Genomic DNA, 20,969 nt, shown 5'->3' with positions numbered 1-20,969 from the left:
GCCCGCCACACTTATAAGTGTGGCGGGCTTGTTTTCGACAAGGATTTGTCTACTGGCGATCCAGTCCGGTCAGCTGGTTGAAGACTGCCTGATTTACTCGGACACCTTCTGTTTGCTCCAGCTGAGAGATGAACTGGTTGAGCAAGGAGCTTTCCAGCGCACCTGTTAGCTGAGTGTCAATGCGCTGCACGTTTTCAGATTCTGTCATGAAGGCTGGAGACGTCGTGTCGGTGAGGACAAGAAGAATGCGGTCTTCGTTGTTGCCAGGAACCTGAGAGGCGGTGCCTTTTGGTCCGGAAAATGCTGCTGTCACAGCAGAGCCGGAAAGCTCCGCGATGCCGCCGTTGCGGGTGAACGGAGCAGATGTGGCTGTTGTCAGACCTTCGGCAGTTGCGACTTCGGAAAGAGGCTTTCCTGCTTCGACTTCTGCGATCAGAGCTTGGGCCTTTTCTTCCAGTAGTTCCGCTGTGCGGTTGGCTGTCCAGTCAGCAGTCACGGCTTCTTTTACTTCAGAGAGTTCTCTGTCGCGGGAAGGGGTGACATTTTTCACTTCGTACCACAGGTGACCTGTGCGGCCGATTTCCAGCGGATCATTTTCAACGCCAACATCGGTTGAAAAGACTGCTGTGGTCAGTGCGTTTGCTTGTGGAAGATCAACAGTTTCGCCCGCTTCGTTTTTGCCGGAAGCGTCAAATGAAGGTGTGTTGATCAGAGCCAGATCAAAGCGCTCAGCGATTTCTTCAAAGGTGCTGCCGCCTGCGCGTGCGTCTTCGACTTCGTTGAAGAGGTCTTCTACTTCATCGGCTGCGTTTGCCTGAGCAACGACACCGCGTAGTTCATCTTTAACGTCTTCCAGAGGCTGTACTGCAGCTGCCTTAACCTCTTTGGCAAAGAGAATCGCGTTGGTGAACTGACCTTCGACCACGCTGCTTGCCTGACCTTCTTTGAGAGCGAAAGCTGCATCTGCAATTTTCTGGTCAAGGAAGCCGGATTTATTCATGAGGCCGAGATCGACGTCTTTTTCAGTCAGATCGCGTTCATTCATGAGGTCTTCAAAAGTCTTGCCGGACTCCATCTCAACAACAGCAGCTTCTGCTTCCTGTTTGGTTGGGAAGGAAATCTGGAAGATGCGGCGCTGTTCCTGAGACTGATAGCGGTTTTTGGTGCGCTCATATTCCTGAGCGAGTTCCGCTTCAGTCACATTTTCCGGCTTTGCAATCTTGTCTGCTGTCAGCTCTATCAAAGTGGCACTGCGGTATTCAGGTGCTTTGTAGTTGCCTTTGTTCTCTTCAAAGAACGTAGCCAGTTCTTCGTCAGTCGGAGCTGGAACATTTGTCAAAGAGCTTTGTGGCAGCACGAGGTACTCAACAGTGCGCTCTTCCATTGCGTATTTGTCAAAGGCTTCGAGCATTGCCTTAGGCACAACGATGCCGCCGATAACAGCTTCTGCAAGCTGCTGACGCTCTGCGACGAGCTGTTGCTGCATCACGAATTCGTCTTCGCTTATGCCCAGATTATAAAGTACCTGGCTCAGGCGATTACGGTCGTAACCATTTACACCCTGAAATGCTGGTGTTTCCTGAATTGTTTTGACAATAGCTTCATCAGATACACCGATGCGCAGCTGTGATGCTTCATAATCAAGCGCAGCTTCGGCGATGAGGCGGCCCAAAACCTGAGCTGGCACGCCAAATGCAGCGGCCTGTTCCTGAGTGACAGGCTGGCCGACGCGGCGTGACAGCTGGTCGAGCTCGCGTGAATAAGCTCGTTGGAAATCCTGAGCCGAAATTTCTTTGTCGCCAACTGAGGCAACAGATGTGGAGCCGATTCCAGTAAAGACGTCAGCGATCCCCCAAACTGCAAAGCTGAGGACCAGAAGGCCGATCAGGATCTTTGCAAACCAGGAACCTACGCTATTACGCAGCGCGTCGAGCATAATTTTATCCGTTCTCTTGTTGAAGGCGGGGGACAGTCTCCCCGCGCACACATGCAAGGCCGCCGGATAATAGTGTTCCTTTCGCCCTGGGGCAAGTTTACACGCCATAAAGGCTGTGAGATTCGACAGGAGATACGAAGTTCATCGTACTAGCGATAATCCGCTATGGGACTTAAGTGTTTTTTCTGCTAGTGAGCACACATTCCATTTGGGAATTTGGAATTCATATTTGGGGAACGGATCAAATGACTAATCGGCCACTTGTTGCTGGTAACTGGAAAATGAATGGCACCAAGGCTTCAGTTGCAGAGCTGGAAGCTATGGGCGCGGGATACGACTCAGCACTTGCCGAAAATGTAGAGCTTCTGATTTGCCCACCTGCATTGCTGGTTGCGCAGTTGGCTTCCCAAGACAAAATTGCGATTGGCGCACAAAACTGCCACGCAAATGAGAGCGGTGCGCATACTGGCGATATTTCTGCGGAAATGATCCGTGATGCTGGCGGCAAGTTTGTGATTGTTGGGCACTCCGAGCGCCGCGAAGATCATGGCGAATCTGATGCGGATGTTTGTGAGAAGGCTGAAGCTGCTTACCGTGCTGACCTCATTGCTATTGTTTGTGTTGGTGAAGTTGAGAGCGAGCGCCGCGCAGGCACAACACTTGACGTGGTTACCAAACAGGTTCTGGGTTCAGTACCAGCAGGCGCAACTGCCGAAAACACTGTAATTGCTTATGAGCCTGTTTGGGCGATTGGCACTGGATTGACGCCAACTCCAGCAGACGTTGCTGAGGTTCATGCTTCTATTCGCGCGACTCTCATCAAGCAGTTCGGTGGTGATGTTGGCGGTAAAATGCGCATCCTTTATGGTGGCTCTGTTAAGCCTACCAATGCAAAAGAGCTGCTTGCGGTTGAAAACGTTGACGGTGCTCTGGTTGGCGGCGCAAGCCTGAAAGCTACGGATTTCCTTGGAATTGCTGAAGCTTATCGCGGCTAATAATAGCCGGTTTTTTATAATATTCTTAGCAGTCCACCAATTTGCTGCGCCTTTAGGGTAGAAAGGTGCAGCAAATTCGGTTAGAAGGCCGACTAACGAATTCATTAAACCTACGGATACCTATGGAAACCGTTCTGATTGTTATCCACCTGATGGTCGTCGTGGCGCTGGTAGCACTGGTTCTACTGCAGCGCTCTGAAGGCGGCGCATTGGGTATTGGCGGCGGTGGCGGCGGTGGTGTGATGAGCAGCCGCGGCACAGCTAATGTGCTGACTCGCGGTACTGCGATTCTTGCTGTCTGCTTCTTTGCTACTTCACTCGCTCTTTCTCTGTTGGCTCGTTATGACGAGCGTCCAGGCTCTTTGCTTGATCAGGTTCCTGCCGGTTCAGCAACACAGGGTACAGAAGGGGGCGCTGGCAATGGTCTTCTTGACCAGCTTCAGCAGCAAAGTCAGCCAACTGGCCCGCAGGTTCCACCTGCTCAGTAATCTGCTGTAAAGCAGAAACAGTTGAAATATACGTCTGACGGCACCGCACACTTGTGCAGTGTCCGTCATTCGTGCGTTCAGACATAACTCAATTATCCAGGGTATTGGATTATCAGGCACCCACCACGGCGTGCTTCCCTATTTGATAAATTCCACCCTTTCAAACGTGGTAGCGATCCATGGCACGGTACATATTCATCACCGGTGGTGTTGTTTCTTCTCTTGGGAAGGGACTTGCCTCCGCAGCTCTTGGTGCGGCTTTACAGGCGCGCGGATATAAGGTTCGGCTCCGTAAACTCGATCCTTATTTGAACGTTGATCCGGGTACCATGAGCCCTTACCAGCATGGTGAGTGTTATGTGACCGATGATGGCGCAGAGACCGATCTGGATCTTGGCCACTACGAGCGTTTCACGGGTCGTCCGGCAAATAAGCAGGACAACATTACCACTGGTCGCATTTATCAGGACATTATTGCGAAGGAGCGCCGCGGTGATTACCTCGGCGGTACCGTACAAGTGATTCCTCACGTGACTGATGCGATCAAGAACTTCGTTCTCGATGGCAACGAAGGCTACGACTTCGTGCTTTGTGAGATCGGTGGCACCGTTGGTGACATCGAAGGTCTGCCGTTCTTTGAAGCTATTCGCCAGCTGGGCAATGATTTGCCACGTGGACAGGCTGTTTACATCCACCTGACACTGCTGCCTTACATTGCAAGTGCTGGTGAAATGAAGACCAAGCCGACACAGCACTCTGTTAAAGAGCTGCGTTCTATCGGTATTCAGCCAGACATTCTTATGGTGCGCTGTGATCGTCAGATCCCAGAGAATGAGCGCCGTAAGCTTTCTCAGTTCTGTAACGTGCGCGAAGAAGCTGTTATTCCGGCATATGATGCGAAGAGCATCTATGAAGTGCCGCTGGCCTACCACAAGGAAGGTCTTGATGAGCAGGTTCTGGATGCATTTGGCATCACCGGTGCTCCGGCTCCAGATCTTTCCCGCTGGGAGAGAATCGTAAACTCTCTGTTCAATCCAGAGGGTGAGGTCACTATTGCGATTGTTGGCAAGTACACCGTTCTCAAAGACGCATATAAGTCCTTGATTGAAGCGCTTGTGCATGGCGGAATCTCGAATGGCGTGAAGGTCAATCTTGAGTGGATTGAATCTGAAACATTTGAAAAAGAAGACCCAAGCGAGTTCCTTGCTAATGTGAATGGTATTCTCGTTCCTGGTGGTTTTGGTGAGCGCGGCTCTGAAGGCAAGATTGCTGCTGCACACTATGCACGTGTGAACAACATTCCTTACTTCGGTATTTGTTTTGGTATGCAGATGGCTGTTGTTGAAGCTGCGCGTAACCTTGCGGGTATTGCTGATGCGAGCTCCACCGAGTTTGGCCCAGCCAAAGAGCCAGTTGTTGGCTTGATGACTGAGTGGACACGCGGTAACGAGAAAGAACAGCGTCAGGCAGAAGGTGATCTAGGTGGTACCATGCGTCTTGGTGCGTATGATGCTGTTCTGAAAGCTGACAGTAAGATTGCTGCGATTTACGATTCCACTGAGATCTCCGAGCGTCACCGTCACCGTTATGAAGTGAACATCGGGTACCGTGATAAGCTTGAAGAAGCTGGTCTGATTTTTGCCGGCACCTCTCCAGATGGTGTTTTGCCTGAAACGGTAGAAATTGATAACCATCCTTGGTTCATCGGTGTTCAGTATCATCCAGAGCTAAAATCACGCCCGTTTGAGCCGCATCCGCTGTTCTCCTCCTTTGTAGGTGCTGCGCGCGATAATAGCCGTCTGGTTTAATCTGCTGTTTTGGGGGAAACACTTTGACCAAGGGAATCGACCACATTGTACTTGCTGTAAACTCTTTGCAGGATGCAGCAGGGCTTTGGGAACAGCTCGGATTTAAGGTGACGCCAATTGCGCGTCATCCTTGGGGCACGGAAAATCGCCTCGTTCAGCTGAACGGCAGTTTTCTTGAGGTTTTGGCGATTGGCGAAAGTGCTGAGCTGTCAGAACCAAGTGAGGGTGTTTTCTCCTTTGGCGCGTTCAATCGCGACTTCCTGCTCAAGGGAGAAGGTGCTTCCATGTTCGTCATGGACAGCACGAGTGCGGTGGACGATCATAAAGCATACGCTGCTGCCGGTCTTCCTGAGTACGCGCCATTTTCCTTTGAGCGGATTGCTGTTTCTCCAGAAGGTGAAGAGCGTCAGGTTGCCTTTGATCTGACGTTCACGACAGATCCACTCAGTGCGGAACTTGGCTTTTTTACCTGCCATAACAAATTTCCGGAAAACTTCTGGAAGGCAGAGTATCAGTCCCATCCAAACACTGTGCGCGATCTGAGTGAAGTCATTTTTGTTGCAGATGACCCTGCTGACCATCATGAATTCCTAAAGGCGTTTATTGGTGAGCGTACTGCACGGCTTTCCAGTCTTGGTGTTGAGATTGAAACGTCTCGCGGGGTGGTCAAAGTTCTTTCCCCAAGCGCCTATGAGAGCCTTTATGGGGTTAAAGCTCCAGCTAACCGAGCAGGCCTTAAACTGGCTGCCTTTGGCTTTTCTGCTGCAAATCTTGAGAGCTTTGGGGAATATGCTGAAGCGCTTGGTGGACGCAAAACCGGTGATTTCTGGGTGATTGAGCCAGAACGAATGGCCGGTGTTGCCGTGATCTGCAGCTGATCCTTTTTAAACCCCGGGGCTATCGCTTTCGGGGTTTTTCTTTGCGTTGAGCCTGATGAGTTATGCAGTGACAACGAGTGGTGCCTGATTTTCATCCACGATCAGCTCCAGTTGAGCTGGTGGAGATGAAAACTCCATGACCTGCACCATGTTGTGGTTTGTTCCAGCTCCATCCTGATCAAAACTTAGAACGCCTCCTGATAACTGGAAGTAGTCTCCCACATTTTGCTGCGTGACTTGTTCTGATCCAATCAATTCTGTCACATCCAACCGATCAGCGTCATCTCCAGATGAATCATAGTCCGTGATGAGATCTGCAATTGTGAGATTGGAGAGATCGAGCACAAATGTATCGCTGTCTGCTCCACCTTCAAGTGTGTCCCTGCCACCCATTCCTGCAATCTTGTCTCGCCCTTCCATACCGGAGATATGATCGTCACCATCGAGCCCTTTGATGAGCTCGCTGGTTTGAGTTCCCGTCAGCACATCATTCCCGGATGTACCGAGGATAGGTGGTGCTGCCTGCTTGATGGAAATGAGATGGCTATCCGTATCTGTATCGCCATCACCATCTTCAACTGAAATGAAAAACTGCATTGTTTGGTTTTGGGGGAAGTCCAGCCCTGTGTTGGCGGTAAACTCCCATGTGCCATCTGAATGGATGGTGAGTTCACCTTGCTGAGTATACAGTGTGGTTTGTGTGTTTGGGGCCAGATTGACGATGTGTTGGTCGTTTACGTCTGTGTAGACAGTCACTTGCGCGTATCCATCAGCGCCAGAGCTGAGGGAGAATGTATCGCTGATTGTCTCTCCCTCAGTTACGACGTTCTGTGTGTCTGAGATGTCGATGTCTGGATTATCATCTTTGATTGAGATGTTGGTGATGCCCAGAGCAGTGCTGCCATCTGTATCCGTTGCGACAATAGGGACACCTAATATTGTGAAATCGCTGGTTCCGTTGGTCACATGCGGAAAATCTGCAAGCAGTGTGGCAGTTACTTGAACTAAACCCGTGGATCCAGCTGCAATGGATGAGCCTGTCAGGGCCAACTGAATAATGTTTTGGCCATTAATTGAACCTGTGAGTGTCTGTTTATCAGCTGAAAGGGCCCAGTTGATGGAGGTAATAACAGCGCCGCTGTCATCACGGACCTCAATATTGGATGTGTCTCCAATCGTGAAGCTGATGATATTGTCTGAACCAGCTGTGAAACTCAGGGTATCGCTTTGTGTTTCTGCCGTGCTTGCTGGGTTTGAGCCAATCACATCGCCCGTCGGCTCATTGTTGCCGATCTGATCTCCCAAAGCGCTCTCATCAAGACTTAATGCGATAATGTCGCCACCGAAGGGATTTGTGCCGTCGGTGATGGTGATGGTCTGTGTGTCAGTTGTTGTATCTCCATCAGTATCCATTGCGGTGATGGTGAAGGATTGCTGCTGCGGATCATCGTTATCTAGATTGGTAGCAGCCTCAAAGGAGTAGGTGCCATCTGGATTGACGGTGAGTATGCCTTTTGGCAGCGTGAAGGTGGCAGGTGTGTTGGTGGAAAGGGAGATGGTCTGGTCGGCTTCTCCGGGTACTGAGACAGTGATCTGTGTGACGCCATCGGCACCGGGGCTAAGCGACCACGTGCCGTTGAGTGTGTTGCCTTCTGCGACTGAGGCTGGCGTGTCTGCGATGTCCAGTTGTGGCGTGTCGTCAATGATGTTGACTTGAATGTCTGCGGTGACTGTGTCTCCGTCATGATCTGAGGTGTTTATGGTGATGCCGTTGATCTTGATGGGATTTCCGCTGGCATCATGGGGAAAGGTATCTGTCAGTGTGGCTGTGACTTGAACGGAGCCTTGCTGACCTGCTGGGATGGCTGAAGCATCCAGTGCCAGAATGATTGCGGGCGTGCCGTTGATCGAGCCAATAAGTTGACCATTTGAGACTGCCCAACTGACGTTAAGAGCTGCATCTCCATTAGTGATGGTGATGCCTGAAGGATCACCAAATGCGAATGTGGTGAGGTCATCTGAACCTGCCGTGAAGGTGAGGGTACTGGAGATGTCTGTCTCGGCTGTGCTGGTTGGATCAGAGCCTGTGATGTTGGCTGGGGCCAGGTCATTTTGATCCTGTGTTGTATCAAGAGCTGCTTCGTTGATTGTGAGGATCAGATCTACGGCTTCACCGGGCAGATTGTCTGGTGGTGTTGGGGATATGCCATCGGTGATGGTGATGGTTTGTGTGTCAGTTGTTGTATCGCCATCAGTATCCGTTGCGGTGATGGTGAAGGTTTGTTCTTGTGGATCATCGTTATCGAGATTGGTGGAGGCTTTGAAAGAGTAAGTACCATCCGGATTAACGGCGAGCGTACCTTTGGGCAGCGTGAACGTGGCAGTGGTGTTGCCGGAAAGGGAGATGGTCTGGTCGGCTTCTCCGGGTACTGAGACAGTGATCTGTGTGACGCCATCAGCGCCTGGATTGAGCGACCACGTGCCGTTTAAAGTGTTGCCCTCTGCTACTGAGGCTGGCGTGTCTGCGATGTCCAGCTGTGGCGTGTCGTCAATGATGTTGACCTGAATGTCGGCGGTGACTGTGTCTCCGTCATGATCTGAGGCGTTTATGGTGATGCCGTTGATCTTGATGGGATTTCCGCTTGCATCATGGGGAAAGGCATCCGTCAGTGTGGCTGTGATCTGTACGGAGCCTTGCTGACCTGCTGGGATGGCTGAAGCATCCAGTGCCAGAATGATTGCAGGCGTGCCGTTGATCGAGCCAATAAGCTGGACATTCGAGACTGCCCAACTGATATCGAGAGCCGCATCTCCATTGGTGATGGTGATGCCTGAAGGATCACCAAATACGAATGTGGCGAGGTCATCTGAACCAGCCGTGAAGGTGAGTGTACTGGAGATGTCTGTCTCAGTTATGCTGGTTGGATCAGAGCCTGTGGTGCTGCCAACAGCCAGATCATTTTGATCCTGTGTTGTATCAAGGGCTGTTTCGTTGACCGTGAGGATCAGATCCACTACTTCACCGGGCAAGTTGTCTGGCGGTGTCGGTGAGGCGCCATCGGTGATTGTGATGATCTGTGTGTCAGTTGTTGTATCTCCATCAGTATCTGTTGCGGTGATGGTGAAGGCTTGCTCCTGCGGATCATCGTTGTCGAGATTGGCCGCAGCTTCAAAGGAGTAGGTACCATCCGGATTGACGGTGAGTGTACCTTTGGGCAGCGTGAACGTAGCAGATGTGTTATCGGAAAGTGAGATGGTCTGGTCGGCTTCTCCAGACACTGAGACAGTGATCTGAGTGACGCCATCGGCACCGGGGTTGAGCGACCACGTTCCGTTTAAGGTGTTGCCCTCTGCGACTGAGGCTGGTGTGTCTGTGATATCAATCAAAGGTGCGTCATCGATGATGTTGATGGTGATGTCACCAGTTGCCTGATTGCCTTCTTCATTGGTCACGCGGACTTTCAGGAAATCCTGCAGTGTGCTGTTGCTATGATCTCCTGATGCGTTGAGCGTGTAGGCCCAGCTGTAGGTTCCGTCTGGATTAGTTGTGATTGTGTAGGTGCCGTGGGGCGTGGTGATCTGACCGCCGCTGGTGACATCTATCCAGATATTTTGTGAGGGATCGCAAACCTCGAGTGTCTGGAGCGGGGAAGAGCCACTTTGGATATTCATCGGTCCGGCAGTTTGAGTGATGGTCTGTCCTGCTTCGGTGCCAGACGCGAGGCCGGATTCGTATACATCATCAGTGTTGCCTGCGAAAAAAGCAGGTGTCACTTGCGGATCGGATAGGTCTGGCGTGGATGTGGTTTGTTGGTCAGGTTCGAATGCGCCATCTCCTAAAACACGTTCTAAAACCTCTTTATCGCGCTCTGAGGGCAACAGGAGCGGTGTGATTGGGAAAGCCGGCTGGACGACGATTGAGATTGGTTCGAAATCATTTCCGCTGCCAATGAGCTCATCGTTGGCAGGTAATGGAGACTGAGGCTCATTGTTGCCGCTTGAGGGCTCAGAAACGCTTGATGTACCTGATGAGATCTCTGGACCTGCACTTGGTTCTGCGTATCGCGCAGCTGCAAATGCTGTTTGAATTTCCTGCGCGGTGAGGAGTTGATTTTCAATCTCTATAGAAGGTGGATTGTTGCTGTGACCTTCAATGATCAGACGTGTGCCATCTGACAAGGTGATTTCGGTGGAGCCATTGGCGGTCTGAATGTCTGCAAGCTCCAGACCTGATGGCAGCAGCAGAATTTCTCTGACAGGATCCCATTCTATCTCATTCAGAAGCAGGTTCATGCCACGTGGTTGGCCATCTAACGGCGTTTCTGACGTTGTTTCAATGTTATCAGGAAGTTCGATGATAAGCTGGCTGATGTTTGGCGCTGCTGAGCTGGCCTGTTGTTGAGGCCTACTCTCCGGCTCGGGGACCTGTTCAGGTGTTGGTTGATTGGTTGGAAGCGCTTGAGGTTCACCGGTTCTGGTATTCGGCATGCAAGGCTCCCTTTGCAAACTGGAACAGGGCGTTAGCGCGCCTTTTCTGAATGAGAAGACAACGTCTCGCTGAAATCGTGCTGCTTAATTCTAAATCAAATGGAGTTCAAATTTATATATACATTATACAATATGCATAACTGACAATATTAGAGGTCGCGTCTGTTGAGTTGATGTTGCTATTACTTTTTGAGTTATTGATATTTATTACACTTAATTGCGTGAGGAATGACATTATATTAAAATAAAGTAAATTAAAGCTTCAGTTGCCCGGTTGTCTCAAGTATTGCGTAGAGGGCGTGTGTATGAAGTTGTTTGCGCCACTTATTCTTGGCGTTGCTGCCGTTGGCTTGTTGAGCGGAGCAGGCCACGCGATGTCTCTCAGAGATGCAGTTAACCTTACTGTCTATAGCAATCCTGAAATTGGAGAAGCGGTTTTTGACCGCAATGCGATTGGCTTTGAGCTGAAACAAGCAAAAGGCGAATGGTTGCCGCGTCTTGATCTTGAATTTCGTGGGGGTGCCGAATGGGCTGATCGCAGTTTTACCCGTCAGCGGGATCAGTTCTTCTATGGCCCTTATGAAGTGAGAGCGACAGGCCGGCAAAAGCTTTTTGATGGATTTGCGACAACCTATGAGATTGAGCGTCAGAGAGCTCGTCTGGATGCCACGTCTTTCAGAGTTTGGGAGCGGTCTGAGTTCATCGGTCTGAGTGCGGTGCGTGCCTATGTGGAAGTTTCCCGTCTTTTTGAAGTGAAACAGTCTGCTCAACGCAATATTGCTTATCACTCCAAAGTGGCCTCGGATATGCGGGCAGGTTTGTCTCGCGGGGTTGTCTCCGTTGCAGACGTTCAACAGGCAAGTGAACGGGTGTTTGCTGCACGGCTTGCATTACAGGAGGTTGTTGAAGAGCTTGAACTTGCTGAAGCCACGTTTATTGAGGTTGTGGGCAAGCCAGTAGGACGCTTGGGGGGCGTCCCCAGTGTTTCACGACGCATTCCTGGTACGCTTCCTGATGTGTTGAATGTAGCACGGCGGAACAATCCACTGATTGCGTTGCGTAAAGCTGATGTAGATGCTGCGAATGCGCAGATTAAGATTGCAGAGGCAGATTATTATCCAAGATTGGATCTGGAGCTTTCCTCGCGTGTTGGTGAAAACCTGAACGGATTTCCTGGCGTCAATAATCAGGCTACAGCGCTGGTTGTCATGCGTTGGAACCTCTTTAATGGCAACATCACGAAGAACAGGCGTGCTGAGCAGGTTGAGCGGGCAGGTGAGGCACGGATGAGAACGGCGCGGGCTTTTCGTGAAGTTGAGCGGGAAACACGTGCTTCCTGGATCCGGCGTGTTGAGCTTTCCAAGCAACTTGCAATTATCAAAAAACAGCTTTCAGCATCACAACAACTTCTCATTTCATATGAAGGCCAGTTCACTGTTGGACAGCGAACTCTGCTGGATGTTTTGGATACACAAAACACAGTCTTTTTTACTGAAGTCTCCGAGATTTCTGCCCGCTATGCGCAAACCTTTGCCAACTACCGATTGCTGGCAGCAATGGGCGGATTGCTGGAATCGTTTGATGTTCAACCTCCTGCCCAAGCTGAAGCGGGCTATCGCAAAGTACGGGATGATGAGGAAACAGAGGGCTGGCTGCCGGGCAAAGTGTTGCCAGGCGTTTCAGCTCAGTGGGCGCGTGGGACACCTGTTGCCATGCCTAAACCGAAACAATGAGGGAGAGGACTTTGGGCAGACTTAAATTTGCAACGGGCTTGAGCGGTCCTGCACTCCTCATCTGGGGGGCTGCCATGTCTCTTTCGGTTTGGGCTGGGGATGCTGTCAGCGCGGACCTTGCCGTTGCCACCTCTGATTATTATCGCGGTGGTGTGTGCTACAACTTCAATCTGCGACACCCTGAGGAGCTGCACAGCGAAATTTCTGTTCGGGTACGTGATTATTTTGAGGAGGCGAATACCGTTGTTGTCTCTGCGCAGCACAGCTCAATCGTGCAGTTGCGATTTGATTGGGCGTTGGAAACAAGAGACTGGTGTGGAGTTGCCATTGGCTACATGAAAGATGCGGTTTGGGATGATGAAGCCGTCAATCGCTGTCTTTGTTTTCGCGAATACATGAGAGAGTACTAAGTCCTCAGGTCATCCAGTTCCTTTTGAAAGGATATGGATGACTTTTTCCTTTGGGCCATCAGCGAGAATACGGCCCTTATCCAGAATAATCAGCCTATCGACCAGAGAAAGTGGTGCTGTGCGGTGTGTGGCAACGATCAGCGTTTGCTGCGGGGTGACAGAGGATGAGAGGGCATTGATGAACTGCTGTTCGGTCTGGCCATCCATCATGCCTGTTGGTTCATCCAGATACAGTAGTTTTGGGGTGCCCATGAATGCTCTGGCCAGGATGAGCTTTTGTCTTTGCCCGGATGATAGATCACGGCCACCTTCCTCAATCAATCTGGCAAACCCGTGCGGATGAGCATCGATAAACTCCAATGCTCCGGAAAGCTCACTTGCTTTGACCAGCTCTGCATCTGAGGCTTCAGGGCGACCTAATTTGATGTTGTCTCTGATGGATCCAGAGAAAAGACTAGCATCCTGCCCGATGTAACATATGGATCTTCGCAGTTCCGTGGGTGCAAATTGCTGATGATCCAAATTGTCGATGGCATAACTTCCTGACTCTGGAGAATAAAGACCGCTCAATATTCGGCCCAGAGTGGATTTGCCAGAGCCGACAGGACCGAGTATGGCGATGCGCTCTCCTGCGGAAATGGATAAGTTCAGGTTTTTCAATGTTGGCTCTGCAGCCTGCGGATAGGTGAAACTCATATTTTTTAGCGAAACCTGAGCGTGATCAATGGTTTTGCTTAGATGTCTGGAGGCCCATGGTGTTTCTCGCGGCAATTGATTGATGGCATCCAGTCTTTTGTAAGCGGTTTTGACCTGTTGGAACCGTGCGAGAAAGCTGGAAAGTGTTGCTAGTGGGGCAACAGCTCGTCCCCCAAGGATCACACAGGCGACAATGCCGCCCATGGAGATAAGCTTTTCTGAGAACAGATATGCGCCTGTGACCAGAAGTGCGACTGTGGTGAGTTGCTGCAAAAAGCCCGTTAGGTTTAAAGCCCAGGTAGAAAGCGATCTGACTTTGTTTTGCGCTGAGGCTGCTGCGGCTGTGGCACTCTCCCATTTGCCAAGAAGCTGTCCTTCTGCGCGTTGGAGTTTGATTGTCTCCAAGCCGTAGAGACTTTCTACCAGCAGTGCATTTCGCAGCGTAGCATCAGCAACTGTTGCTTCCACGGCTCTTTTGAGAGGGAACTGCATCAGCAGTCCAATTGTGACCACGCTCATGATTGCTGCAAGAAGCGGATAAACCATGGGGCCACCGATATACCAGATCAGGCCTAGGAACATACCGAGGAAGGCAAGGTCTGTGATGGCAGCGATTGTTGCTGACGTCATGAACTCGCGGATGGTTTCGAACTCACGCATTTCGTTGAGGAAGCCTGCAGTGCTTGCAGGGCGATGCGCCATTTTCAAGTGCATTGCCTGATCAAACAGTCTGGAGGAAATTATCAGATCAGCTCGTTTGCCTGCAAAATAGATTAAGGAAGCACGCAGTGACTTCAACAGTAGGTCAAATAGTAACGCGCCTGCTACGCCAAGAGTGAGAACCCAGAGTGTAGGGAAGGCCGAGTTGGGTAAGACACGGTCATATACGTTCATGGTGAAAAGCGGTGAGGCCAGCGCTAGCAAGTTGATGAAGGCTGCAGCAAGCGCAACGAAAGCGTAGTCTCGTGCAACGGCTCTAATGCCACTGAAAAACCAATGGGAATTGTCTTCCTTAGCTGTTTGCTCCTGTGAACCTTCTGGTTTGTAGAAGGGCTTTGCAACAATGATTTCTCCGCTGCAGAGTGCCTGAAGCTCATCCACCTTAGCCAGAACGGCGCCGCCATTTGCATGCGGGAGGGCGACAGCATAGGATTTCTCATCGTATTTTTCCAGAACGACCAACGCACCACCGGACTTGAGGAGTAAAACTGCAGGAAACAAAAGTGAGGAGAGATCTGTGACTTTCTGATGGAAAGCCTTGGTCGAAAAGCCAGCGCGTTTGAGAGCTTTTTGTAGCATGTCAGCAGTGAGTTTGCCCTTCTCCAAGGGAAGACCTGCGATGAGGTTTTCTGAATTTGCTGGCATGTTGTGTTGAACCAGCAGAATTTCGAGACATCCCCGCAGTGGATCAATCTCGATTAAATCTGACAGTTGAGCGTTTGATGTCGCGTCCTCTGCAGATTTTGTGTTTTCAGGTTCCCGTTTTACATCTTGATTTTTATCTGACGTAACTGTCGAAACTGAGGCTTCGATGACTGGGTCACTCTCTTCATGCGTGGAAGATATTTTAGTCGTCGTTGTGTCTTCCTCGTTTACGGAAGGTGGCGTCTTTTCTTTTCTTGTTTTCGGCTCGGCCGTTTTTGTCAGTTCCAACCTGCAATTCTCCGCAATAGATCCCCGTAGTGTTCAGAGAAACCAAGGAGAGTTACCTTTGGTAAGGATAACTTGATTCCGGCTGGTCGCGTGCCTCTGGAACTTGTTGGGGAGTTTCTAGGGGGATTATCTTTGCGCCTATTGCATCTGATGGAACGGGTCACAAATTGGATGAGGCTTGGATCTGAAACCACACGGCTTCCGCGTGGTGCTGCGCAGGTGTCAATTGGTTTGGAAAATGCCGTTTTTGCACGCACGCGCTTATTGGTCCTGATGATTGGATTGCTTTTGATTTCGTTCGTCCTTTGGGCCGGTTGGGCACAGCTGGAAGAAGTTACCCGTGGAGACGGACGTATCATTCCATCTGCGAAGATACAGGTTATTCAAAGCCTTGAAGGTGGGATTGTTAAAGAAGTGCTTGTGAAAACGGGTGACCTCGTCAGTAAGGGAGATGTCCTGATCCGCTTGGATGATACGGGGTTTTCTTCCAACCTGGGTGAACTGGTGGCAAAACAACTGGCACTGGAGATTGCTCGTGAACGGTTGGACTTTCAGTCCGTCTGGCCGGAGCGTGGAGAGGAGCTGGCTTATAGTGACCACTATCACGAGAATGCTCAGCAGATTGTTGCTTCGGAGCTGTCTCTTTTTCAAGCCAATCTGGAAGGATTGAAGGGCCAGATTGCAATCAATCGTTCACGCGTTGCGCAGCGTATGGCGGAACTTGAGGCTTCAGAGAACCAGCGACGGAAGGTTCTTGATTTATTGCGTCTTGCAAATGAAGAAAAAGAGTTGAAAGCGCCGCTTGCTGAAAAGCAGATCATTCCGCGTACAGATATGCTCAAACTTCAGCGTGAGATTGGTGATCTGGAAGGGCAGGTCAATACGCTTCAGGTCACAGCAGGGCGTTTGCAGGCGGCTGTTGAGGAGGCTGAGCAGGAAATTGAAGGTGTTTACACCAAGTTCCGACAGGCAGCACGCGCAGAGTTGAGCGAGGTGCAGGCTCAGTTGGATATTATTGCAGAAGCTTCCAAAGGGGCTGGTGATAAAGTCGATCGCGCAGATATTCGCGCGCCCATGGACGGCATCGTCAACACGATTGATGTGAGCACAATTGGCGGCGTGGCTTCACCTTCTCAGCAGCTTATGACCATCGTGCCCGTTGAAGATGTTTTGCTTGTTGAGGCGAAGGTCAAACCTCAGGATATCGCCTTTATTCACCAAGGACAGCAGGCGCTTGTTAAGCTCAGTGCTTATGATTTTTCCATTTATGGCGGATTGGATGGGCAAGTTGAGGGAATTTCTGCAGACACTGTTTACGACGAAAATACTCGTGAGCAGTTTTACTCCGTAATTATCAAAACGAAACAAACGGAGTTAGAAAGTCGCAACAAGAGTCTTCCCATCCTTCCGGGGATGGTCGCCTCCGTCGATATACTCACTGGAGAAAAGAGTGTGCTTTCTTACATTCTTAAGCCAGTTAATCGTGCACGTGAGGAGGCGCTAAGAGAACGGTAATGCGTTATGGCTCTTCCGGAATACCGGGGCAAGCACCGTAGAAAACGTGGTTTGTTGCGACGAAGCTTTGTAGGGATGGTGGTCAAAGCCGCTTTTCTGACTGGTATTGTGGCCAGCATGTCCACTGCGCAAGCTCATAATCCGCGGTTCAGCTATCAAAGCAAAGTGCGCCGCCGCCGTCTGTTTTCGCTGATGAGGTTTACGAGGCCAAATACTACAAAGAAGCGGGAAAGCTTTGGGTTGTTTGGTTCGGTTGAAATTAGTGGTGGTAACAGCCGGGCTTTCAGGAAATGGCAGGCCGTACTGCCTGAATGCGACCAACAACTGGCCTCCTTGAAAGAGTGCTTTGCCGGAAATCTGCGGTGTGCAGGCTCCGTTGATTATTGGTCACGCATTGTCCGGGGTGTCGGGAACAATAAATCACTGCGGCAGCTTTCGCTGCTCAACTCTTACATCAATGAAAGTGCCGGATACGATCCTCAGGCGGTTGCCGCTGGGCAGGCGGACGTCTGGCGCGCGCCTTTGCAGTTTCTGGGCTTGCGAGGTGATTGTGAGGACTACGCGATTGCCAAGTATTTCAGTTTGTTAGCGCTGGGCTATGAAGAAACGGATCTGCGAGTTGTTGTGGTGAAGGATAGCAGAAGACAAGTCATACATGCAGTGACCACGGTTCAGTTTCAAGGCGCGTGTTATGTGCTGGATAGTTTAAGGCCAGTTGCGACCAAGGAGATCGACCTGCTTCATTATCAACCATTGGTGTCGATGCAACGGGATCTGCACTTCACACACTTCAGGACGGCAGAGATGCGGCAACGGTTTTGGGCTCAGCACAGGAATGGATAACCGTGCTGAGCGAGGATTTGTCTATGCGTTTAGCAACTCTTTTGAGTTCTCATAGGCAAGGATTGCTCCTGCCAAGTCCTCTAATGCAGCCCCAACTGATTTGAAGAACGTAATCTCGTTTTCACTTGCTCTGCCAATGTTGCCGCCTCTGGTGAGATCGTAAAGATCAGCTTGAACATCCTCAGGCTTCAACGTGCCATTCGCAAGCGGGATGGTCAGGTCTCCGGCTTCTTTCATCGCACCTGCGCGGGTGTCGACAAAAACTCGTGAGCGGGAGATAGCCGTGTCATCTGCTTCGCGCATGTTTGGAGTGAACCCGCCCACAAGGTCAAGATGACAGCCATCAGACAACCATTCACCTTGTATGAGGGGATCATTAGACAGTGTTGCAACGGAAACGATATCAGTCTGCTCAACAGCTTTGGGAAGGGATTGTTCTGCTACAACCTTGATGCCAAGTTTTGCGCTTAGTTCTTGCGCATTGTCCTTGGCCTTATCGAAGTTCCGGCCCCAGAGGGTTACAGTTTCAATCTGTCTTGTTGTGCAATGCGCCTCAATGAGGTTTGCGGAGAGACGACCCGTGCCGACCATTGTCAGGGTCGTTGCGTTTTTGCGAGCAAGGTAATCAGCAGCAAGGGCGGAGGCTGCCGCTGTGCGACGCGCTGTCAGCTCGCCGCCATCAACCAACGCTAACGGTGCACCAGTCTTGCCGTCAGAGAGCAGATAAGTGGCGGAGACTGCAGGAAGACCGGCGTCTGCATTACTTGGAAACACACTCGCGAGTTTTACACCGAAATAGGCACCTGATTGCCAGGCGGGCATGAGCAGTAAAGTGGCATCTGCTTTATCCGGCACGCCCATGGTGTGATGGTGCCGAACAGGCATTTCGCAGCCTTCTTTGAACATTGTTCTCAAAGCCTCGACCAGTGGTCGGAAGGGCAGGGCGTTTTTAGTTTGGGTATCGGATAACTGTAACATACCCGTTTCTCCCTTATAATTTGCGAAAGGATGCGCTGATATCTCACAGGACTAGCGGGCGACGGATGTGTTTGTCACTTGAGTTTTCGCGAGAAACGGGTTGTATGCACAAAAAAGCCCGCCGTTTGTACGGCGGGCTGTCTTTTGGCTCAGCGTGCTGAGTACACGATGTCTTTGATCACATTCGGCGTGATCTTTCCATGCTCACCGATGGCTTTTAAAAAGTCGCGGCTTTCGATGATGTGCATGAGCGTGTCGATGTCGTTTTGATCCGTAATGTTGGCATCTGACAGACGAATTGGCATGGCCAGTTGCTGGTAAAACTCTTCGATCGCATCAATCGTCTTCTCAGCCAGATCTTCAGATGGAGGCAGTGAGAACACTGCTGTTCCCATTTGCTCCAGTTTTGCCCGCTTCAGTTCAATCTGACTGCGCAAGAGGCTTGGTTGAATGATGGACAGTGTTTGGGCGTGGTCAATGCCGAAACACGCTGTCAGCTCATGTCCGATCTGGTGTGTTGCCCAATCTTGCGGCACACCACATGAGATGAGGCCATTTAAGCCCTGGTTTGCTGCGTACATCAGATTTGCGCGCCATTCATCAGTATCGAGCTCGGGATAGCTCTTGCCCAGTTGAACGAGCGTTCGCAGCAATGCTTCCGCATACCCATCCTGTACCAATGCGCCGGTCGGGAAGGTCAAATATTGCTCGCAGACATGCACGAAGGCATCGATCAACCCGTTCCTTAGTTGGCGTTCTGGCAGTGTTTTCATGGTGTCTGGATCGAGAACCGAGAACACAGGGAAAACAAGAGGAGAGCCAAAAGCGAGTTTTTCACCTGTCGACTTGCGGGTGATGACTGAGTTACCGTTGGACTCAGAGCCTGTTGCAGGAAGGGTCAATACAGACGCGAGCGGTGTTGCCTTTTGAATGCGATGTTTACCGCTTGGAATGTCCCAGTGATCTCCGTCATAGTGTGCAGCTGCTGCTACAAACTTACAGCCGTCGACAACAGATCCTCCCCCAACTGCGAGGATGAAGTCCAGATCTTGTTCTTTCACCAGCTCTACGGCTTTTTCTAGGGTTTCGAAGTGTGGGTTGGCTTCGATGCCAGAAAATTCAACCACGGTGAAACCTTCAAGCGCGCTTAACGCTTGCTCGTAAACACCGTTCGCTTTGATCGATCCACCACCATAGGCCAACAAAATGCGGCTTCCAGTCGGGATCTGATCCCTAATTTCCGATATTTTCCCTTGACCAAACAAAAGTTTAGTTGGGTTTTGATAATTGAACTTCATTTGATTGCCCGGACAATTGAATTGTGCATACCGAACTTAATGCACTTTTCTCGGGTTTGAAGGGCCGAAGTGAAACTAATTCACTTAAATAATTTGTTGAATGATGAAAGAGGTTTGGAATTAAGCAAAGGTGCTGCTAGTTCACTTAGAACTAGGGAAATTGCGGTTCCAACCTTCCATCCTCATTAATGTAATTGAAAATGCTTAGTGACTAATCCGAGCTATAAATGAAGTTGCTTGTGGCTTGGATTAATGACCAGCACCAGGCGGTTGACACTGTCGCTGTATGAGTTGGAAGTAATACACTACTGATTTACTAACTTCATATGGTCTTTGAAGTTCTAATGGGCAACGCATGGCTCAGATCTATGCGATCAAACAGATCAGTGTGACAGAACAAACCTTTATCGCTGTAAGGAGTACAGCAGAATGAGCCTGGACCAGCTCAAGTAATTGAAACGGTTATAGAAAGAGAATAAGCACCCGCGGCGTTTGGTTTGAGATATTGCACGGGATACTCTGATTTTGAAGGAAGCAGTACTGAGAAACTTCTGAATCCTTGATGTACGTTGGACTGCACCGACCATGTGCGTAGTCAATACAAGGTTCGGGTTTGCCGTGTTCTGGCGCAACATCGATCAACGCTGCGGTAATTGCCACGTTGGCTTGCTGACAAAGAACGCCTGAATGCGGATATGATTGAACCGAATTACCGCCTTGTTAAGAGACGCCGGCGGGTTGAGCGTTTATGGCGATATAAGAAGCTTAAAGTGCCCATGAAACTGCCAAAGAAAGAACGCCTCTGGCTCAACGATGGATCGTGTTTCCGCCTACGATCGGAATACTGCAAAAATATCTGATTGTACGACTTCGCACATCATTGAACTGTCGACGGCTGGCCCCTCAGAACGCTCAACATCTTGAATGGACGTAGCTGGGAATGTTTAGCTATCTGGAAGAAGTAAAAGTCGAACTCGACCGAGATCATTAATGCTTCGTCAGACGTTTTCATCTTGCTAGTTGTGCCCGCCTATATCAGGGTAGTTTGTGTCCAAGTTCATAGCAAAGGTCGTCAGGAGCTGTTCAAGGCTATTGAGCCTGAAACATTCTGAAAAAAACGAGTACTGTGAAAACTTCAGCGGGAGAATGCTGGAAGAAATGCTGAACGGTGAAATCTTTCACTCACTGAGGCAAGCGTGTCCGTCGTCAAATGAAGTGGAACTGATTAGGCTTTTGAATAATGGAATGCT

The 20,969-nt window shown here is 50.4% G+C and carries 13 protein-coding genes; 8 read left to right on the top strand and 5 right to left on the bottom strand.

Annotation, left to right across the window (positions count from 1 at the left end; translation table 11 throughout):
- Positions 1 to 49 precede the first annotated feature (49 nt).
- Positions 50 to 1,936 carry a SurA N-terminal domain-containing protein gene (locus PsW64_RS24080; protein WP_063305273.1) on the bottom strand — a complete coding sequence of 629 codons (1,887 nt, stop codon included), beginning with the start codon at positions 1,934 to 1,936 and terminating at the stop codon, positions 50 to 52.
- 245 nt (positions 1,937 to 2,181) lie between these two features.
- On the opposite strand from PsW64_RS24080, the gene tpiA reads away from it, so the two are divergent.
- The 4 genes from tpiA (at position 2,182) to PsW64_RS24060 (ending at position 6,105) form a co-directional block, all read left to right on the top strand.
- The gene (tpiA, locus tag PsW64_RS24075; RefSeq protein ID WP_063305272.1) at positions 2,182 to 2,931 is read left to right on the top strand and encodes a triose-phosphate isomerase; all 750 of its coding nucleotides are present in this window, start codon (positions 2,182 to 2,184) and stop codon (positions 2,929 to 2,931) included.
- Between the two features lie 122 nt (positions 2,932 to 3,053).
- The gene (secG, locus tag PsW64_RS24070) at positions 3,054 to 3,419 is read left to right on the top strand and encodes a preprotein translocase subunit SecG (RefSeq protein WP_063288990.1); all 366 of its coding nucleotides are present in this window, start codon (positions 3,054 to 3,056) and stop codon (positions 3,417 to 3,419) included.
- Between the two features lie 179 nt (positions 3,420 to 3,598).
- Positions 3,599 to 5,227 carry a CTP synthase gene (locus PsW64_RS24065; RefSeq protein WP_063305271.1) on the top strand — a complete coding sequence of 543 codons (1,629 nt, stop codon included), beginning with the start codon at positions 3,599 to 3,601 and terminating at the stop codon, positions 5,225 to 5,227.
- 23 nt (positions 5,228 to 5,250) lie between these two features.
- A complete protein-coding gene (locus tag PsW64_RS24060; RefSeq protein WP_208981004.1) occupies positions 5,251 to 6,105 on the top strand; it encodes a VOC family protein in 855 nt (284 codons plus the stop codon).
- Between the two features lie 60 nt (positions 6,106 to 6,165).
- On the opposite strand, the gene PsW64_RS24055 is transcribed toward PsW64_RS24060, so the two are convergent.
- Positions 6,166 to 10,593 (bottom strand): hypothetical protein, encoded by a 4,428-nt coding sequence (locus PsW64_RS24055; protein ID WP_063305270.1) that lies wholly within the window; start codon positions 10,591 to 10,593, stop codon positions 6,166 to 6,168.
- Positions 10,594 to 10,898: 305 nt separating this feature from the next.
- Between PsW64_RS24055 and PsW64_RS24050 the strand changes: the two genes are divergently transcribed.
- Together PsW64_RS24050 and PsW64_RS24045 are read left to right on the top strand one after the other, a co-directional pair.
- Positions 10,899 to 12,326, top strand: a complete 1,428-nt coding sequence (locus PsW64_RS24050) for a TolC family outer membrane protein (protein WP_057462377.1) — start codon at positions 10,899 to 10,901, stop codon at positions 12,324 to 12,326.
- Between the two features lie 11 nt (positions 12,327 to 12,337).
- Complete coding sequence (locus PsW64_RS24045; protein ID WP_208981003.1) at positions 12,338 to 12,736, top strand: hypothetical protein; 399 nt, start codon at positions 12,338 to 12,340, stop codon at positions 12,734 to 12,736.
- Positions 12,737 to 12,745: 9 nt separating this feature from the next.
- Here the strand turns inward: PsW64_RS24045 and PsW64_RS24040 are convergent, their stop codons facing one another.
- Positions 12,746 to 15,085, bottom strand: a complete 2,340-nt coding sequence (locus PsW64_RS24040; protein ID WP_063305268.1) for a type I secretion system permease/ATPase — start codon at positions 15,083 to 15,085, stop codon at positions 12,746 to 12,748.
- A 171-nt stretch (positions 15,086 to 15,256) separates the two neighbouring features.
- Here PsW64_RS24040 and PsW64_RS24035 point away from each other — a divergent pair, with 171 nt between their 5' ends.
- Together PsW64_RS24035 and PsW64_RS24030 are read left to right on the top strand one after the other, a co-directional pair.
- Entirely contained in the window at positions 15,257 to 16,600 is a 1,344-nt protein-coding gene (locus tag PsW64_RS24035; protein ID WP_208981002.1) for an HlyD family type I secretion periplasmic adaptor subunit, read from the top strand.
- Positions 16,601 to 16,606: 6 nt separating this feature from the next.
- Positions 16,607 to 17,443 (top strand): transglutaminase-like cysteine peptidase, encoded by an 837-nt coding sequence (locus PsW64_RS24030; RefSeq protein WP_208981001.1) that lies wholly within the window; start codon positions 16,607 to 16,609, stop codon positions 17,441 to 17,443.
- Between the two features lie 21 nt (positions 17,444 to 17,464).
- On the opposite strand, the gene PsW64_RS24025 is transcribed toward PsW64_RS24030, so the two are convergent.
- A complete protein-coding gene (locus PsW64_RS24025; RefSeq protein WP_063305266.1) occupies positions 17,465 to 18,421 on the bottom strand; it encodes an ornithine cyclodeaminase family protein in 957 nt (318 codons plus the stop codon).
- A gap of 149 nt (positions 18,422 to 18,570) precedes the next feature.
- Positions 18,571 to 19,719, bottom strand: a complete 1,149-nt coding sequence (locus PsW64_RS24020; protein ID WP_063305265.1) for an iron-containing alcohol dehydrogenase — start codon at positions 19,717 to 19,719, stop codon at positions 18,571 to 18,573.
- Positions 19,720 to 20,969: the final 1,250 nt, after the last annotated feature.

This window comes from Pseudovibrio sp. W64, assembly GCF_001623145.1.
Taxonomy (GTDB): domain Bacteria; phylum Pseudomonadota; class Alphaproteobacteria; order Rhizobiales; family Stappiaceae; genus Pseudovibrio.
This window is presented reverse-complemented; position numbering and strand designations above follow the sequence as displayed.

Coding starts and splice junctions, on each gene's coding strand:
- PsW64_RS24080 (WP_063305273.1), bottom strand. CDS start 1,936: ATGCTCGACGCGCTGCGTAATAGCGTAGGTTCCTGGTTTGCAAAGATC.
- tpiA (WP_063305272.1), top strand. CDS start 2,182: ATGACTAATCGGCCACTTGTTGCTGGTAACTGGAAAATGAATGGCACC.
- secG (WP_063288990.1), top strand. CDS start 3,054: ATGGAAACCGTTCTGATTGTTATCCACCTGATGGTCGTCGTGGCGCTG.
- PsW64_RS24065 (WP_063305271.1), top strand. CDS start 3,599: ATGGCACGGTACATATTCATCACCGGTGGTGTTGTTTCTTCTCTTGGG.
- PsW64_RS24055 (WP_063305270.1), bottom strand. CDS start 10,593: ATGCCGAATACCAGAACCGGTGAACCTCAAGCGCTTCCAACCAATCAA.
- PsW64_RS24050 (WP_057462377.1), top strand. CDS start 10,899: ATGAAGTTGTTTGCGCCACTTATTCTTGGCGTTGCTGCCGTTGGCTTG.
- PsW64_RS24035 (WP_208981002.1), top strand. CDS start 15,257: ATGAGGCTTGGATCTGAAACCACACGGCTTCCGCGTGGTGCTGCGCAG.
- PsW64_RS24030 (WP_208981001.1), top strand. CDS start 16,607: ATGGCTCTTCCGGAATACCGGGGCAAGCACCGTAGAAAACGTGGTTTG.
- PsW64_RS24025 (WP_063305266.1), bottom strand. CDS start 18,421: ATGTTACAGTTATCCGATACCCAAACTAAAAACGCCCTGCCCTTCCGA.
- PsW64_RS24020 (WP_063305265.1), bottom strand. CDS start 19,719: ATGAAGTTCAATTATCAAAACCCAACTAAACTTTTGTTTGGTCAAGGG.